This window comes from candidate division WOR-3 bacterium, assembly GCA_039804025.1.
In the GTDB taxonomy this organism is placed as follows: Bacteria; Hydrothermota; Hydrothermia; order Hydrothermales; family JAJRUZ01; genus JBCNVI01.
In genome coordinates this window covers 1-17,728 of sequence record JBDRZP010000032.1, presented here as the reverse complement: position 1 = coordinate 17,728, position 17,728 = coordinate 1, and the positions used below count along the sequence as shown (strand labels likewise).

Annotated in this window: 13 protein-coding genes; 9 read left to right on the top strand and 4 right to left on the bottom strand. The window is 29.1% G+C overall.

All coding sequences use genetic code 11. The features are described from left to right. Positions 1–413 (bottom strand): hypothetical protein (locus ABIN73_09460; GenBank protein MEO0269951.1); only part of this gene is annotated, 413 nt, incomplete at its 3' end. 90 nt (positions 414–503) lie between these two features. After that, complete coding sequence (gene tgt / locus ABIN73_09455; protein ID MEO0269950.1) at positions 504–1,625, bottom strand: tRNA guanosine(34) transglycosylase Tgt; 1,122 nt, start codon at positions 1,623–1,625, stop codon at positions 504–506. Between the two features lie 14 nt (positions 1,626–1,639). On the opposite strand from tgt, the gene ABIN73_09450 reads away from it, so the two are divergent. Continuing rightward, a complete protein-coding gene (locus ABIN73_09450) occupies positions 1,640–2,647 on the top strand; it encodes a metal-dependent hydrolase (protein MEO0269949.1) in 1,008 nt (335 codons plus the stop codon). A 5-nt stretch (positions 2,648–2,652) separates the two neighbouring features. Here the strand turns inward: ABIN73_09450 and rocD are convergent, their stop codons facing one another. Then, the gene (gene rocD / locus ABIN73_09445) at positions 2,653–3,903 is read right to left on the bottom strand and encodes an ornithine--oxo-acid transaminase (GenBank protein MEO0269948.1); all 1,251 of its coding nucleotides are present in this window, start codon (positions 3,901–3,903) and stop codon (positions 2,653–2,655) included. Between the two features lie 104 nt (positions 3,904–4,007). Between rocD and ABIN73_09440 the strand changes: the two genes are divergently transcribed. From ABIN73_09440 to ABIN73_09410, 7 genes are read left to right on the top strand one after another with little or no spacing between them, the layout of a single operon-like run. Further along, complete coding sequence (locus ABIN73_09440) at positions 4,008–7,682, top strand: diguanylate cyclase (GenBank protein ID MEO0269947.1); 3,675 nt, start codon at positions 4,008–4,010, stop codon at positions 7,680–7,682. Further along, positions 7,658–8,074, top strand: a complete 417-nt coding sequence (locus ABIN73_09435) for an archease (GenBank protein ID MEO0269946.1) — start codon at positions 7,658–7,660, stop codon at positions 8,072–8,074. Before ABIN73_09440 ends, ABIN73_09435 begins: the two co-directional genes overlap by 25 nt. Positions 8,075–8,092: 18 nt before the next feature. Continuing rightward, entirely contained in the window at positions 8,093–9,079 is a 987-nt protein-coding gene (locus ABIN73_09430) for an AAA family ATPase (protein ID MEO0269945.1), read from the top strand. After that, positions 9,066–10,313 (top strand): nodulation protein NfeD, encoded by a 1,248-nt coding sequence (locus tag ABIN73_09425; protein ID MEO0269944.1) that lies wholly within the window; start codon positions 9,066–9,068, stop codon positions 10,311–10,313. The genes ABIN73_09430 and ABIN73_09425 overlap by 14 nt, the downstream gene beginning before the upstream one ends. 50 nt (positions 10,314–10,363) lie before the next feature. Further along, positions 10,364–11,101, top strand: coding sequence for a slipin family protein (locus ABIN73_09420; GenBank protein ID MEO0269943.1), 738 nt, complete (start codon positions 10,364–10,366; stop codon positions 11,099–11,101). An 11-nt stretch (positions 11,102–11,112) separates the two neighbouring features. Next, positions 11,113–12,246: a hypothetical protein gene (locus ABIN73_09415; GenBank protein MEO0269942.1), complete on the top strand. Its 1,134-nt coding sequence runs from the start codon at positions 11,113–11,115 to the stop codon at positions 12,244–12,246. Continuing rightward, positions 12,243–13,640 carry an amidohydrolase family protein gene (locus tag ABIN73_09410; protein ID MEO0269941.1) on the top strand — a complete coding sequence of 466 codons (1,398 nt, stop codon included), beginning with the start codon at positions 12,243–12,245 and terminating at the stop codon, positions 13,638–13,640. Before ABIN73_09415 ends, ABIN73_09410 begins: the two co-directional genes overlap by 4 nt. On the opposite strand, the gene ABIN73_09405 is transcribed toward ABIN73_09410, so the two are convergent. Next, a complete protein-coding gene (locus ABIN73_09405) occupies positions 13,618–15,378 on the bottom strand; it encodes an ATP-binding protein (GenBank protein MEO0269940.1) in 1,761 nt (586 codons plus the stop codon). The two genes, ABIN73_09410 and ABIN73_09405, sit on opposite strands and share 23 nt — an antisense overlap. 202 nt (positions 15,379–15,580) lie before the next feature. Here ABIN73_09405 and ABIN73_09400 point away from each other — a divergent pair. Continuing rightward, a partial coding sequence (locus ABIN73_09400; protein ID MEO0269939.1) for a C25 family cysteine peptidase occupies positions 15,581–17,728 on the top strand: 2,148 nt, incomplete at its 3' end.

Here is a 17,728-nt window from a genome sequence, read left to right as displayed (position 1 = left end):
ATATCAGTATATTCATCACCATCTATATTTCCCACCGCAACTGAATAAGCACTACCACCTGAAGGGAACTGATAAGGTGTTACAATTCTGAATTTACCTTTTCCAAAACCTGTTTTTGAAGTATCAGTTGCAATCACAAGATACCTTGATCCGCCAGACTGAACTGTGATAACTCGTATAGTATCATCGGATGAGCCTTTGAAATTTTTTCCTACGGTAACTTCTCTTGTTAGATTTGCTGTGGCTCCTTGCCAGATTCTGTTTGTATCAATGGTTGGGGCAGGAATTTTATAATCCATTATATTTGGTGTTAAAACATAGAGCTCCGGTTTAGCCTCTTCCTTTGCATGGACAGGAAAATTTAAGAAAAATATACTTACCACTAACACCACATTTTTTATTTTTTTGTACATATTTACCTCCTTTTTTAATAAAAAATTTTAAAATAAAAAAAATAAATAATTCAATTTTAAAAAAAATTTTAAAATAAAAAAATAAATAAATCAATCCGATTTATATTTTTCAAAAAATTTTTCCTTAAACTCATAAAACCTATCCTCCTTTATGCTTTCTCTTATTTTTCTCATCAAATTTATGTAAAAGTAGACAGAGTGATAGGAAGCAAGGTAAAGCCCGAGATACTCTTCAGCATTAAAAAGATGTCTTATATAGGCTCTTGAAAAATTTCTGCAAACAAAACAATCACACTCTGGATCCAAAGGTCTATCATCATTTAAATAAATTGAATTTTTGATTCTTATTTTCCCTTCAGAAGTAAATACAAGACCTGTTCTTGCATTTCTCGTTGGAAGAACACAATCAAAAAGATCTATACCATTTTCAACACAGAAAAAAATATCTTCGGGATAGCCAACCCCCATAATGTATCTTGGTTTTTCTTCAGGAAACATATTTATTATTTCTTTAATTACTTCTTCCCTTACTTCTTTTGGCTCACCAACTGCAAGACCTCCAATAGCATAACCATCAAAATCAAATTCAAGAAGTTTCTCAATCCCCTTTTTTCTTAAATCAATGTATGTTGAACCCTGGGAAATTCCAAATATATAAGGTCTATTTAATAAATCCTTTGTTTTATTTTTAAAATATTCTAAACTTTTTTCAGCCCACTTAAGAGTTAAACTCAAAGATTTTTCAGCATAGGATTTTTCAGAAGGATAAGAAGGACATTCATCAAGAACCATAATAATATCCGAACCAAGTTTTAACTGTATATCAATTACTTTGTAAGGAGTAAACAAAACCCTTTTACCATCAATATGAGATTTAAACTCAACTCCCTCTTCATTTATCCTTCTTAAATCAGATAGAGAAAAAACTTGAAAACCGCCAGAATCAGTCAAAATTGAACCATAAAAACCCATAAACTTATGAAGACCTCCAAATTTTTCAATTAAATCTTCCCCCGGTCTTAAATGAAGATGGTATGTATTTGAAACTATTATTTCAACCCCCATTTCCTTTAAATCCCTTGGAGAAAGTGTTTTAACTGTTCCTTGAGAAGCAACTGGCATGAAATTTGGCAAATTTACTTCACCATGAATAGTTTTTAAAACCGAAACTCTTGCTTTGTTTTCTTTTGATTTTTTTATTATTTTAAACATTATAATTAAATTTTATGAAAGGAATAACCCATTTTACATTCGGACTCGCCCTATCCACCTTTTTCCCTGATCTTCTAAAATCAGCAGCTGATAAAGGCACTCTTGACCTTGTCTGGGGAGGGATAGGTGGATATTTACCTGATTTTTTAGATTTTAAAATATATAGATTCTTAGAAAAATGGGATTTTGAATTTGAGCCAGATCCTGAAGGAAAGGATCCTGAAGAAATTATAAACATTTTTGAAAAGGCATTAAAAACTGCATGGGAAGAAAAAAGGGAAGTAAGAATAAAACTTCATACCCTTTTAATAGGTCCTGATTTATGGAGAAGATACGGAATAATTCTTGATGAGGAAAATAAAAGAATAACAGCCTATTATGGTCCAAAGGTAAATACATCACAGATACCTGTACCCTTAGAGCAGGAAGAAAGAAGAGAAAAATCAAAAGAATTTGAAATTCCATTTGAATATAAATATAGAGAAATAACCGTGGATATCTTCTCTGGACCCTCAATTGCTTTTATACCAGAAGATGATAAAATAAAAATAGTATTTATACCTTGGCACAGGGAATGGACTCACGGGTTTTTACCAGCTACTCTTTTTTCTTTTTTACTCGGTCTCTTTTTATATCTTATTAAAAGCCCTTTTTACATTCAAAACTCCTTGATTTTTTTTATAGGATTTATGTCTCATGGATTTCTCGATCAATTGGGTTATATGGGAGTTAATTTTTTCTGGCCTTTTACAAAAAAAAGAATACCCGGTTTTGGTTTGGCAGAATCAATCAATCCCATGATAAATTTCATAACAATCTGGTTTTCTGTCTCTCTTATTATTTTTAACATTATAAGATTTACACCTTCAGAAAGTTATAGTGTAAACCCTTACATTTTCTTTTTAATTTCAGGAGTTTTAATTCCTTTTTCTCTTTTATTGTTATCAAAACTTTATGCTCAGAGAAAGGGTATAATCTTTAATGAAGAAGAGGAGGACGAAAACCCCTTTAAAAACTTTTAATTTTTTTAGAGTTCTTCCAAACCCTTTTTTAATCTTTCAATACCTTCATCAATTTCCTCATAGGTTATAGTAAGGGGAGGTGTTATTCTGACTGTCATTAGATGAGTTTCCTTTGTTATTATTCCATGCTTTAAAAGTATTTCAGCTAATTTTTTACCCGTTCCATATTCCTTATTTATTTCTAAACCTATAAGAAGACCCTTTCCCCTTATTTCTTTTATTTTTCTGGAATCAATTTCCTTTAATTTTTTCATTAAATATTCTCCTTTTTCTCTTGCTTGTTCCGGGAGTTTTTCCCTTTCCATTTCAAGAATTGATTCAATTCCAATCACACAGGCAAGAGGATTTCCCCCAAAAGTGCTTCCATGAGATCCAGGATCCATAAGAGATAGAATTTCTCTTTTTCCAGCAACTGCTGAAACCGGCATAATCCCACCTCCTATTGCTTTTCCAATCGTTATCAAGTCAGGTTTTATATCTTCCCACATATAGGCAAAAGGCTTACCAGTTCTACCCATACCTGTTTGAATTTCATCAAGAATCATGAGTATATTTTCCTCATCGCACAGTTTCCTAACATCTTTCAAAAAACCATCATAGGGCAAATAAACTCCACCTTCTGCCTGTATGGGTTCAAATAAGACTGCAACTGTATTTTTTGTAATTTTCTTTTTTAATTCTTTTAAATCACCAAATTTTACAACTTTAAATCCAGGGGTAAAAGGTCCAAAACCATCTCTATACTCTTCATTTGTTGAAAAACTTATTACTGTTATTGTTCTTCCATGAAAGTTTCTCTCCATTACTATTATCTCAGCCTTATCTTTTGGAACTTTTTTAATTCTATAACCCCATCTACGTGCTGTCTTTAGCGCAGTTTCAACTGCTTCAGCACCAGTATTCATAGGCAAAACCATCTCCATACCTGAATATTCAGCAAGAACCTTAGCAAATAGAACAAGCTCAGGATATATAACATGCCTGCCTGTTAAAGTGAGTCTTTCCATCTGTTTTTTAGCTCTTTCAATTATTCTTCTATTGAGATGCCCATGTGAGAGTGCTGAATAACAACCTATAAAATCAAGATATTCCTTTCCATCTATATCATAGACTCTTGAACCAGAGCCCCTTTTAATCCATACAGGAAAAGGTCTATAATTAGGGGCAAGATGATTTTCTTTCATATTTTCAAGTTCTTCCTTAGTAAGTGAATCTAAAAATAATTCTATTTCAGTGTTTAAAAGTTTTTGAATCATTTTAAAAAATTTTTTTGATTTAAGGAATTGAACCTTTGAATTTATGTAAGGAATACTTTAAAATTAATTATAAAGATTTAAAGATTAATTATAAGGTAAAAAAAATGAATTTTGAAATAATATACGTAGACGAACTCACGGGATTAAAAAATCGCAGATTTCTTCTTGAAAAAGGCGAAGAAGTTTTAAAAAACTTTAAAGAGGGGAATTTTATTATTTTTGATCTTGATAACTTTAAAGAAATAAATGATAAGTTTGGGCATTTAAAAGGAGATGAGGTTCTAAAAGGTATATCAAAATGTTTATACGTTGTATTTGAGGGAGAAGGTAATGAACTGTTAAGATATGCAGGTGATGAATTTATTATTATAACAAAAATAAAAGATAGAAGCACTATAGAAGAAAAATGTAAGAAACTTTTGGAAGCAATTAGAAATTACCCTTATGGAATGGATTCATCATTAGAAAAAATTAAGTTGGGAGCAAGTATGGGAATTTCTACTTTTCCTGAGGATGGGTTTTCTATTAATGAATTATTTGAAAAATCTGATTCAGCACTATATTACGGTAAAAAAAGGGGAAAATTTCAGTACAGGTTTTATTCAGAAGTAGAAGAAGAAATAAAAAAAGAAAAATTTCTAAAAGAAAAAGGGACACCTGAAAAGATTGTTGATAGAGAAAAAGAAATTGAAATACTTAAGGAGTTTATAAAGAAAAAAGAAAAACCCATACATTTAAAAGGGTTTCATGGAATAGGAAAAACAAGATTAATTTCTTTTTTTATTAATGAACTTCTAAAAGAAGGTAAAAAATTTATAAATATAACATTTAAATTCGATCTTAAAGATGTTCCCTTCTCTTCCCTTTGTGAATACTATGGTAAAAGGTTTGAAGATATTCCATTTATAATAAAAGAAAAAATTGAAAAAGGCGAGATTGATTTTATTATCCTTGACGATGTTGACTATATTGATAAATACTCAAAGGAGCTTTTTAAAGTAATATCAAAGGATTTTCCCTCAATTCTTTCAGCTGGAACAGATTCTGTGGAATGGGAAAATGTAGAAATAGAATTACAACCTCTTACAAAGGAAGTGCTAAAAGAATATATAAAAAAAATAATTCCTGAATTAGAAACACGAGAGGATTTTGTTGAATGGATATCTAAAATATCTAAGGGAGTACCCTATTTAATTGAAGAATGTATAAGGTATTCAATTTTTAATAACATTATTAGTGTAAAGGGCTCCAGATTTATTTTGAATGAACTACCACAAAAAAAACCTGAAAGTATTAATGAAATTTATTATGAAAAAATAAAATCTCTTGATAGAGAATTAAAAAACTTTATAGCATCTCTTTCAGTTCTTGGGAAATCTTTTAAAATAAATGTGGCTTCCAAGTATATAGGAATAAATCCAGGAAGATTCATAGATCTTGCAGACAAAGCAGTAAATCTTCATATTCTTGAACCCTCCGGCAGGGATTCCTATTCCTTTTTAAATGAAAATTTCAGATTGTTTATATATGAAAAACTATCAGATGATTCAAAAAGAAAGATGCATAAAAGGGTTATTGAAATATTTGAAAAAATAAAGGACATACCTGAAGAAGTTTTAATTGGAACCTTAGCATTCCACTCAAAACTTGCAGGAGAAACAAAAGAAGCAATGGAAGCTTCGCTTAAATTATCTCAACTTGCTAAACGGCTTGAAGAAAGAGAAGATATTAAAAAACTCCTTGAAAGAAGAAAAACTTTAAAAATAAAAGAAATACCAACAGCACCTCCTCCTACTTCAAGTGACTTCCCTTTCATAACGGAAAATATAATCTCTCTTTTTGGTGCACTTGAATCTTATAGAATTTATCCTGAAAATTCAAAAATTGTTTTCGATAACATTTTAAAACTTAAAAATAGTTTAAATAATCTTCTCAAAATAAGAAAATCTTTTACAATTTCAAACCATGAAGGAAATTTAATTGTCGACGGGGTTTTATTCCCGAACCAGAGGCTACTTGCAGCACAGAAAATAGTTGAACTTTTAAATGAATATGAAATTCAATCTATATCCTTTGTTTATGAAGTTGATGAAAAAGAACTCAAAACTTTACTTCAAATATTATCAAAAAAACCTTCTGAAGTAAAAAGCAAAGGAGGTATAGAAAATCTTGAAGAAATTGAAGAACTTAAAAATATATTTATAAATCAAAAGGTTTACATAGCCTTAGGAGAGGAGCTTGAAGCAATTAAAAAAATACCCCAGGATATAGATAAAAAAATAAAGGAAGTTTTGAATTTAATGAAAAATGTTCCTGATGGAAAGGAATGGATTTATAAACTGAAAGATTTAATAAGAGAACTTAAAAGTGAAGATTTAAAAAATTTATTTTATGAAATACCTGAAGATGAAAGAATTTTAAAAGAGTTTTCTAATCTTGAAGCAAAAGAAGCACTGAAAGTAAGGGAAACACTTGAAAATGAACTTATAAATGCAGAAAAAATGGGTAAAGTTGAAGAAGCTATAAAAATAAGAAAAATTATAAAATATATTCCCGAAAAGGAAAAACTGTTAAGTGAAGAAAAAATAAAAATATTAAACTACGAGAAAGAAGACTTATTAAAAGATGAGGTACAAAAAATTTTAAAGGAGGTTTTTGAAAGTTTAAGTATTGATGAAAGAAGAAAGATTTTAAAAAAAATAATAGAAAACCTTTCCGACCAAAGTGCTTTATTAAAAAGAAAAACACTTGAAATTATTGAAAAATATTTAGAATACGATAGTGATTACATTTTAAGAGAAATAACAAAATACATAAAAAAAGAAAAAGAAGAAGAATTTATAAAAAATTATTTAAAAATATTTATAAATAAAATAGAAGAAAAAATTGAAAAAGGAGAATTTGAAGAAATTCAGGATTTTGCTGAAATTGTTACAAAGACTAATTTTCCAGAAGTAGAAGAAAAATTTTTAAACAAATTAACCGAAAAATATTTAAGTCTGAAAAAAAGAGGTTTAAAAGAGGATTTAATAAGAATTAGGGTTCTTTTCAGAATTATAGAAGAGATCTCTATACCCTATTTACTTGAAAAAATTGAAAAAGAACCTCTTTTATCTCATCTTTTGAAAGAAATGTTTAAAGAGAAAATCAAAAGTTCCGAAGAATTCTTATACCAGGAATTAAAAAAAGAAATGCCTATTAAAACACTTGAAATATTTTTTGATACAGCTATTGAGGAAAATATTAAAATTGAATTAAACATTTTAAAAAGATTTCTTGAGCATAAATCAGATTCAATAAAATTAAAAGCTATAGAACTAATTATAATTGGATATAGGGATGAAGGAATTAAAATAATAGAAAATCTACTTGAAAAGGTAAATGAAACTCTTAAGAGAGAACTTATAAAACTTATAGGAAAATACAATTTAGAACCCCTTATAAAAATACTTATTAAATTTATAGAAAAAAAAGGTAAACTGCAACCTGAACCAGACCCGACTCTTGTTAGAGAAGTTATAAATTCCCTTTCAAATTTTAAAGAAAATTTTGAAATTGGAAATGCTTTTATTGAGGCTTTAAAACCAGAAAGCCCACTTTCACCTAAAAAATCAAAACCACCAGAAATAAAAATACTTATAATAAGAGCATTAAAAAATTTTGAACCCTTACCTGAATGGATAGAGGTTATTGAGAAATTAACAAATGATCCAAATGCATCAGTTAAAAGTTCAGCCAAACTTTTATTACAGGAATGGAAGAAGAAATTAGAGAAATAGAACACACTGCTGATATAGGTTTTATAGTGAAAGCAAAAGATATTGAATCTTTAATTAAAAAAATTTCCCTTATACTTTCAAATGTTATGGTTGATACAGAAACTATCGAGATTAAAGAAACAAAAAATTTTGAAATAAAAATTGAAGAAGAAGATTTTATTGTAATTGATGTTTTAAGAGAGCTTTTATACTTTTTTGATACAGAAGGTTTTATTTGGAAGGATGTAAAAGTAAATATTAAAGGAGATATTATATTACTTGAATTAAAAGGTGAAAAATTTGATAATAAAAAACATAAATTAAAGAAGGATGTAAAGGCAGTTACATATCATGATTACTATCTTGAGAGAAAGGAGAATTTCTACGAGACAAGATTTATTCTTGATATTTAATTTCTTTATAATAGATAGATGAAAGAAATTCTTGAAATAAAGGAAAAATTTATTAATGTAAAAAAAGAACTTGCAAAAAGTATAATAGGCCAGGAAGAGGTAATAGACAAAATTTTAATAACTTTAATTGCAAGGGGTCATGCACTCATAGTTGGGGTTCCAGGACTTGCAAAAACAATGATAGTTAAAAATTTAGCTTCACTACTTGACCTTGATTTTAAAAGAGTTCAGTTTACACCTGATCTTATGCCCTCTGATATCACGGGAACAGAAATGATATATGAAAATCCTGAAACAAAGACAAGAGAATTTAAATTTGTAAAGGGTCCAATATTTACAAACTGTCTACTTGCCGATGAGATAAATAGAACCCCACCCAAAACTCAATCTGCTCTTCTTGAAGCAATGCAGGAAAAAAGAGTTACTGTTGCAGGAACAACTTATAAACTGGATGAGCCTTTTTTTGTTCTTGCAACACAGAACCCAATAGAACAGGAGGGGACTTATCCCCTTCCTGAAGCACAACTTGATAGATTTATGCTTGAAATAAGGATAAATTATCCATCTGAGGAAGAAGAAATAAAAATAGCAAAACTTGTAGAAAAAGAAGAGATAAAATATGAAAAAATACTTACAAAAAAAGAAATAATTGAAATTCAAAATATGGCAAAAAAAATTCCTGTTCCTGATTTTATATTGAAATATGCTGTAAGACTTGTAAGAGAAACAAGACCTGAAACAAGTGAAATAGATTTTATAAAAAGGTATGTGAGATATGGTGCTGGACCAAGGGCTTCCCAATTTTTAATTATCGGTGCTAAAGCAAGAGCAATTTTAAAGGGAACCCCGTCTGTTGAGATTGAGGATATAAATTACCTTCTTGAACCTGTTTTAAGGCATAGAATAATTTTAAACTTTTATGCAGAGGCTGATAATATTAAAGTTGAGGATATAATCAACAAAATAAGAGAACATGTAAAGTGGGAAAAATATGTTAGTGTTTAATCTGTTAATTTTTTCTTTAATTTACCTTTCAAAATACGAAGGTATTATAAATCCACCGGGTGCTGAATTTGTTGTTAAGAGTATAGAAAAAGCAGAAAAAGAAGAAGCAGATATTTATATTTTACAACTTGATACTCCAGGTGGTCTTGACGAATCAATGAGAATAATAATAAAGAAAATATTTGATAGTAAAATTCCTGTATGTGTTTATGTTTTTCCCCCTGGTGCAAGGGCTGCATCTGCTGGTGCCTTTATTACAATAGCTGCACACATTGCAGCAATGTCACCTGGAACTAATATAGGTGCAGCCCATCCTGTTTCCATTCAAGGTCAAATGGATTCTATAATGATAAAAAAGGTTGTAAATGATGCTGTTTCCTATATTAAAAGTATAGGCTCAAAGAGGAATAGGAATATAGAAATTCTTGAAAATATGGTTAAAAAATCACTCTCCATTACAGCAGAAGAGGCACTCAATAAAAAAGTAATAGATATTGTTGCAGAATCAATTGACTCCCTCCTTAAAAAAATTGAGGGTTTTGAAGTTGAAATCGGTGGTTTAAAAAAGAAAATAGAATTAAAAGATAAAGAAATCAAAAAAGTTGATATGGGGTTAAGAGAAAGAATTTTAATGATAATATCCAACCCAACTGTAGCCTATATACTTTTAATACTTGGTTTTTATGGACTCTTTTTTGAAATTACACACCCTGGAGCAATTTTCCCTGGTGTTATAGGAGCAATATGCCTTATTTTAGCCTTTTATTCTTTCCAGACTTTACCTGTTAATTATGCAGGTGTTCTTTTAATTCTTCTTTCAATGATTTTATTTTTACTTGAAATAAAGGTTCAATCCCACGGAATTTTAGGAGCAGGAGGTGTTTTATCCTTGTTACTTGGTTCTCTTTTACTTTTTCAAACTGATATTCCCTTTTTAAAAATTTCAAAATTTGCAATAATTACTGTTATAATAACAACAATCCTCTTTTTCTTCTTCGTTATTCTTAAAGCAGTTCAGGCTCAGAGAAAAAAAACTGTTACAGGGAAAGAGGGTATGATAGGAGAAAAGGGTAAAGCTAAAAGCAATATAACAAAGGGAAAGGAAGGACTTGTATTTATTCACGGTGAGATATGGAAAGCAATAGCAGAAGAGGATATTTTAAAGGATGAGGAAATAGTTGTTGTGGGATTTGATGGGCTAAAACTCATAGTTAGACCATTAAAGAAAGAATAAAAAAAGTTTTAAATGGGTTCTATCCCCTTTTAAAAAATTTAAGGAAAGTTATGATTTACATTTATATTTTAGTTTTAGTTTTTTTTCTTATTGCTTCAATGATAAGAATCTTAAGGGAATATGAAAGGGGAGTTATCTTCAGACTTGGAAAATTTCATGCTGTTAAAGGTCCAGGACTTATAATTTTAATTCCTGTGATTGATAAAATGGTGAAAGTTTCACTTAGAACAATCACCATGGATGTTCCCCCTCAGGATGTCATAACAAAGGATAATGTCTCTGTCAAAGTGAATGCAGTAGTTTACTTTAGGGTTGTTGAACCTGCAAAGGCAATAATTGAAGTTGAGGATTACCTTTATGCAACAAGCCAGTTAGCTCAAACTACTCTAAGAAGTGTGTGTGGTCAGGCAGAGCTTGATGAACTTCTCGCTGAAAGAGAAAAAATAAATTTAAGACTTCAACAGATAATTGATGAACATACAGACCCTTGGGGAATAAAAGTTTCAATGGTTGAAGTAAAGCATATAGATTTACCTCAGGAAATGCAGAGAGCAATGGCAAGACAGGCTGAAGCTGAAAGGGAAAGAAGAGCAAAAATAATCTCTGCTGAAGGAGAATTCCAGGCTGCACAGAAACTTATAGATGCTGCAAGAAAGATAGAAGAAAGCCCTGTTGCAATTCAGCTCAGATTTTTGCAGACCCTTACAGAAATAGCAACAGAAAAGGCATCAACAATTGTGCTCCCAATACCCCTTGACCTTTTAAAACCTTTTTTAAAGAAGGAGTAAATTAAAAAAATTTGACTGGAAAAATCCTTTTTGTTGAAACAGAAAAACAGATTAAAAATTTCTTTTTTTTAACTGACATTAATTCTACCTTCGAGTTAAATCCTTTGTTTGAAAAAATTATAAAATATTATAATCCAGCTATTGTTGTAAGAAAGGAGCTTATTTTTAAATTAAAAAAATATACTTCCAATGTATATAATTCTATTGAAATAAAAGAAAATTCATTTGTTTTTGACGCCCTTTTTATACCTTTTAAAATAACTGATTTAAAAAAAGAAGCACTCCTTGAGAATAATGGGGAAATTGTAGGTGCATTTATAAAAAGTGGAGTAATAAATGCACCTTTTGATTTTGAAAAATATAAAAATTTAGATGTAAAAAATGTGGAAGGGATATATATAGATAGTTTCTATGAACTTCCCTATTTGATACCCGAAATTGTTGAAATGGTTTTAAAATTTGATAAAGGTTTTAAAAAAATTAAAAAGAATCTCTATTTAAAAAAAGGGGAAATAAAGAAGGGAGTTTTTATAGATACAGAAGAAGGTCCAATCATAATTGAGGAAATAAAAAGTATATTACCACCTGTTACACTTAAAGGTCCCCTATATATAGGAAAGGATGTTCATCTAAATAGAAGTTTTATAAAAAATTCCTTTCTGAAGGATGTTTTAAGACTGGGAGGGGAAATTGATTCATCAATTTTTTATGGATTTTCAAACAAAGCTCATGAAGGATATGTTGGTCACTCTGTTATTGGAAAATGGGTTAATCTTGGTGCACTCACTACAACAAGTGATTTAAAAAATACATATTCTGAAATAAGAGTAAATATAAGAGAAGACCAAAAGATTAATACTAAAAAAATTAAACTTGGCTCTTTCATAGGTGACCATGTGCAAACAGGGATAGGCACTTTATTATCAACAGGAACAGTTATAATGCCCTTCTGTAACCTTTACGGGGGCTTAAACTTTAAGGGGTTCATAAAACCTTTTACTTGGTGGGGAGATGATATAAGAACAGAATATAACTTACAAAAGGCAATTGAAGTTGCAGGTAAAATGATGGATAGAAGAAATATAAAAATGGAAGAAGAATATGTTGAACTTATTAAAAATATGTACAGAAAATATAGACCATGATATTAAAGGATAATTCAAAAGAGATTGTAATTGAGGGGAAATTTATAAAAAAGGTTATTGAAAAAGGAAAAATTGAAGATAAAGAAGAAAGATTAATAATACCAGGATTTATTGATTCACATACCCACTTAATCCATGAAGGTCTTTCTTCTTTTTTTCCTAATTTATACGAAACTTCTTCCCTTGAAGAAGCAATTCAAAAGGTTCTTGAGTTTCATAGAAAAGATTTACCCTTTATTTTAGCACTTAACTTTGATGAATCAAAATGGAAAGTAAAAAAACTTCCAACAAAAAAAGACCTTGATAAAATTTCAAAGGATAAACCCGTTATTTTCAGAAGGATATGCGGACATCTCGCGGTTACCAATACAAAAGGTCTTGAAAAATTTAAGAATTTTAAAGGAGTTGAAAAAGAAACAGGGATAATGAGGGAATTTGTGCCATTAAGGATTTTTTCCTTACTACCAATACCTGAAGAAATCTTTTTAAATTCCCTTGAAATAGCAATTGAAAAGGCAATTAGAAATGGAATTACTACATGCCATGAAATGATAGGAAGAAAAGGATTTTATTATTTTCTTAAATTAAAGGAAAAAAATAAATTAAAAATCAGAATAAGGTATTACGCACCTTACAACTTAATTAAAGAAATTGAGAAAATAGGAATTTTAAGGGGATTCGGAGATGAGTATTTTAAATTCTGTGGAATTAAAATTTTTACTGATGGTTCCATAGGTTCAAAAAAAGCAAAGTTAAGTTTTAATTACAGGGGTGATAGAAAAATGGGTCAGATGTTAATTTCAAAAAAAGAATTTCAAAAAATACTAAAAATATGTGAGGACAAAAACTTACAACTTGCAATCCATGCAATTGGTGATAGAGCTATAAAAAATGTTATCAATTGGAGTAAAGAAATTATTAAAAGAACAGATTTAAGACACAGAATAGAACATGCAGAGATGATTGATGATAAAAGTTTAGATGAAATAAAAGAAATGGGATTTACCCTTTCAATTCAACCCAATTTTATAAAAAACTGGCAGTTTGAAGGGGGAATGTATGAGGAAAGATTGGGTAAAGAGTGGATTTATAAAATGAATCCTATAAAAACAATAATTGAAAAGGGAATAAAAGTTGGATTTGGTTCAGACTGTATGCCCCTTTCACCCCTTTACGGAATTGAAGGTGCTATTAGTCATCCTTCTGAAAAAGAAAGAATTGATTTTTATGAGGCTTTAAAAATTTATTCGCAAGGTAGCGCCTTTTTATCCTATGATGAAAATAACTTAGGTGAAATAAAAGAAAATTACTTTGCTGATATTGTTATTTTAAAGAACAAAAAAATTGAAAAAGTTATAATAGATGGAGAAATTAAATTTTCTCAAACTGACTGATTATGATAGGTAAATCAGCATAGGTTAGAGGTTTGAAATATATGGGAACACCAAGTTTTTTAATCTTTTTCTCTATTTCTTCATCTGCTATAAAGCCTGTAATAAATGAAACTTTATCTTGATATTCAGGATATTTACTTATCAATTCTTCATAAAGTTCATCTCCCCTTTTTAAGGGCATATAAAAATCAAGAATAATAAAATCGTATTTATAGTTATTTACAAAATCAAAAAAATTCAAAGGATTTTGAACTATATCAACCTTATGTCCTAAAGCCTCAAACCCTGCTTTTAAGAATTCCAGAACAATTTTTTCATCATCACATATAAGTATTCTGTAGGATTTTTTATTAAATTCTTTTTCACGATACTGAACCTGAATGGGTTTTTTTTCAAATTCTTTAAACTTGATTTTAAAAACAGTTCCTTTTCCAACTTGAGAATCAAAGGAAATTTCTCCTTCATGGTCCTCAACTATCTTTTTAACAAGCGTAAGACCAAGCCCTGTACCTTTCCCTGGTCTTTTTGTGGTAAAAAAGGGTAAAAATATTTCATTTTTCAATTCAGGTGGTATTCCTTTTCCTGTATCTTCAACTTCAACAAAAATATCTTCACCTTCTTTATATGTTCTTATCCATATATTACCCTTTTCACCTTTTTCTACAATGGCATCCCTTGAATTCAAAAGCAGGTTCAAAATTACCTGTTGGAAAAGATTTTTATTTCCATAAATGTACAGAAAATCATCATTAGGAATAAACTCAAGTTTAATACCTTCCTTTTCTATAAAAACACTCATAAAACTCAAAATTTCCCTTATTGATTCATTTATTTCAAAGATATTCTTCTCTTTATCTTTCAGTCCTTCTCTTGCAAAGCTTAATATAGACCTTATAATTTGAGAACTTCTCTCTGCTGCTTTTTTAATATTTATTGCATACTCACGAATTTTCTCTGGAATACTCTCTTCGATGGAGATTAATTCAGAAAGTCCTGAAATTGCTGAAATGGGATTATTAATTTCATGGGCAAAAGCAGAAACCATTTCTCCAAGAAAAACCATCCTTGATGTCATTTCAAGTGTTTTTTGATTTTCTAATACATCTGTTATATCCTGTAAGGTACATATTATTTTCTCAACTTTATCATTTTTCATCACTGGATAATGAACAATTTCAAAATATCTCTTTGTTTCCCAGTCATAATAATTTTTTTTAATAACCCTTTTTTCCCTTAATACTTCTTCAAGTAAACAGAAAGAAGGGATATCACCACCATGTGCCAACTCATAATATTTTTTTGTTTTAATTGAGGAGGTTTTAAGTAAAGAAAGTGTTTTTTTATTAGCAAAAATTAAATTAAAGTTTGTATCAATTATAAATACAGGAAAAGGTAAAGTATTTAAAACTAAATTCATTAAATTATAATTTTCGACTTCTTTGTTATAAGAAACCATAAATTTAAAAACTTTCTCAAGAAAATTAACAAAAATCTTTAAATCTTTTCTTTTCCTATCATAATCAGGATCTCTTTTAAGGTATATTTCAACAATTCCATTTTTTGATTTTATAACTTTATATTCAGGATATATAAAAGGGACTTCAAAAGAAAAACCCTTTAGTTTTACCTTAATACCCATATTTTCCTTATTTAGAAAATCGGAAACAAGTTCAAGAAATTCTTTCCATTTTGAAACTTCTGTGAATTTATTCAAGAAAGAAGAAAGTAAATTTGACATAAATTTTATTTTTTTATTTATAACTTTAAAAATCTCAAATTTCAAATTTTTTAAAAATGTGAAAAAAAATTGAAATAGTAAAAAAAATTTTACACAAATTCAGAAGATAAAAATTTAAAAATAATTGTAGCACAGCAATTTTTTAAAAATTATTTTCTGGAATAAAAATTGCAAAATTTAAAACTCAAAAGGAGGATTAAAAATGAACTTAGTGACTTTATTAATAAGTTTAGTTCTCTCTATAAACTTCAGGGATTTAGAAGAGGTTTATGGTGTTCTTCCTGTTAAGAAGGATCTTCCCTTTTATATGGGTAAGATTTATATTGGTGATGATTATATTTATGAAATTGAAAGTTTTAAATTCACTGATTCTTTGATAATCAAAGATACATTCCCTTTGTTCAATGGTCCTTTTCCCCTATCAAAAGATAAAAAAATTCTTCCAAGAATAGAAAATTATCCTGTTTTTGATATAAAGATTGAAAGGGAAGGAAAGAAATCCTATATTTCTCTTTTATTATACCCTTACAAATTTTTAAATGGTAAAATAATAAAATACACTTCTTTTAGAATTTATGTCATTAAAAAATCACCGGTTAATATTAAAAGCATCCCTTCTTTTCCAGAAAAATTTGAGTGTATTTTAATTACAAAAAAACATAACTTTAATATTTTAAAGGAATATGTTAAATTCAGAGAAAAATTTGGTTACAGAATTTTAACTTTTGATGTTGATTCTATTATAGAAAATACTGAAGGTTACGATGATCCTGAAAAAATTAGAAATTTCATAAAATCCATGTATTTAAGACATGGTATTGAATATGTTTTCATAGTCGGCGATGTAAATGATGTTCCAATTAGATATGCTTATGAAAATTCTTTCTGGGAGCCAGGATATGTTCCTACAACCCTTTATTATGCTGACCTGAATGGTTCCTGGGATGGTGACAAAGATAAAATTTATGGTGAAAGAGATTCAGATAGTGTTGATGCATACCCTGATATAATTGTTGGGTGGCTTCCAACTTCAAATCCCGATATTATATTAAATTACATAGAAAAACTAAAAAAAATTGAAACTCCTGAAATTGTAGAGTTTTCGGGTGGGAATTTCCTTTTTGCAGCTTCTTCAATTGTAAGTTCAAATGATGGTTATGGCCCAAGAGTCCTTGAATGGATTGAAGATAACGCGTTTACTGATACTCAGAGTATTTATAAACTTTATTATCCTGATTCTGGGAGTTATTCTGGAAATGTATGGAATGGCGATGAAGAATTAAACAAAATTACCCTCTCAAATAACTTAAATACAGGGAAATATATCACCATGATTCATTATGATCATGGAGCATATACCCTTTTAGGTGCAGGATGGTTGAATGGTCAGATTTTTAATACCTTTACTATAAATAATTTAAATTCTCAAACTCCCTTTTTCTTTTTAAGTCCCTCTTGTGCTATTGGAGCTTTTGATCAGGAAAGTATTGTAGAAGAATGGCTTGAAAATCCCCTTGGTCCTTTAGTTGCTATTGTTAATACAAGAACAGGATGGACTTCCCAGGATTATCAACTACTCTCTATTTTACAGGCACTTATTAAAAATGGAGCTGAAAATATAGGAATTGCCTGGAAAAATGCAATGACAGGAGATCCTTATTTTAGAAAATCTCTTACTCTAATAGGAGACCCATTAACAAGAATATGGGTAAAAAAACCTGAAAGTTTAAGGGTAAGTTTTAAAAAAATTAATGAACAATTTGTTTTTAATGTAAAGGATAGATATGGCTCTAATATAAAAAATGTCAGGATAACAATTTACAACAGGAATTCAAGAATAATAGGTTATACAGATGAAACCGGTTTTGTTGAACTTCCTTTAATAAGAAATGGAAAAATTAAAATTTCAGCCTTTCATCCTGATTATTATCTATTTTATGACACACTTATTCAAAATGATATTGAAATTTTATCAATAGAATCACAGGAAAATCTAATAAAAGGGAATAATTTCTCTTTACTTCTAAAATTGAAAAATTCTGGTGATTCAACCCTTGAATCTGTTTCAATTAAAGCAAAAGATGTAAAGGGTTTATATTTAAGTCAGGATTCAGCTTTTATAGATGTTATAAACATAGGAGAAATTGTAAATACAAAATTCATTGAAGGTAAAATTTTAAGTGAAAATGCTTCCTTTGTTATTGAAATAAAATCAGAAAGACCCAATCTTTTCAAAAGAGAAATCGTAATTTTACCGGTTATAAATGATTCTTTTATTATTTTTGGTGCAAAATTTAAAAAATCTATAATTCCTGAAACCATTATTGATTCCCTTATTTTAGCAAACTTT

What these genes read in the sequence shown, in the direction of transcription:
- tgt (MEO0269950.1), bottom strand. Translation starts at nt 1,625, where the DNA reads ATGTTTAAAATAATAAAAAAATCAAAAGAAAACAAAGCAAGAGTTTCG.
- ABIN73_09450 (MEO0269949.1), top strand. Translation starts at nt 1,640, where the DNA reads ATGAAAGGAATAACCCATTTTACATTCGGACTCGCCCTATCCACCTTT.
- rocD (MEO0269948.1), bottom strand. Translation starts at nt 3,903, where the DNA reads ATGATTCAAAAACTTTTAAACACTGAAATAGAATTATTTTTAGATTCA.
- ABIN73_09440 (MEO0269947.1), top strand. Translation starts at nt 4,008, where the DNA reads ATGAATTTTGAAATAATATACGTAGACGAACTCACGGGATTAAAAAAT.
- ABIN73_09435 (MEO0269946.1), top strand. Translation starts at nt 7,658, where the DNA reads ATGGAAGAAGAAATTAGAGAAATAGAACACACTGCTGATATAGGTTTT.
- ABIN73_09430 (MEO0269945.1), top strand. Translation starts at nt 8,093, where the DNA reads ATGAAAGAAATTCTTGAAATAAAGGAAAAATTTATTAATGTAAAAAAA.
- ABIN73_09425 (MEO0269944.1), top strand. Translation starts at nt 9,066, where the DNA reads ATGTTAGTGTTTAATCTGTTAATTTTTTCTTTAATTTACCTTTCAAAA.
- ABIN73_09420 (MEO0269943.1), top strand. Translation starts at nt 10,364, where the DNA reads ATGATTTACATTTATATTTTAGTTTTAGTTTTTTTTCTTATTGCTTCA.
- ABIN73_09410 (MEO0269941.1), top strand. Translation starts at nt 12,243, where the DNA reads ATGATATTAAAGGATAATTCAAAAGAGATTGTAATTGAGGGGAAATTT.
- ABIN73_09405 (MEO0269940.1), bottom strand. Translation starts at nt 15,378, where the DNA reads ATGTCAAATTTACTTTCTTCTTTCTTGAATAAATTCACAGAAGTTTCA.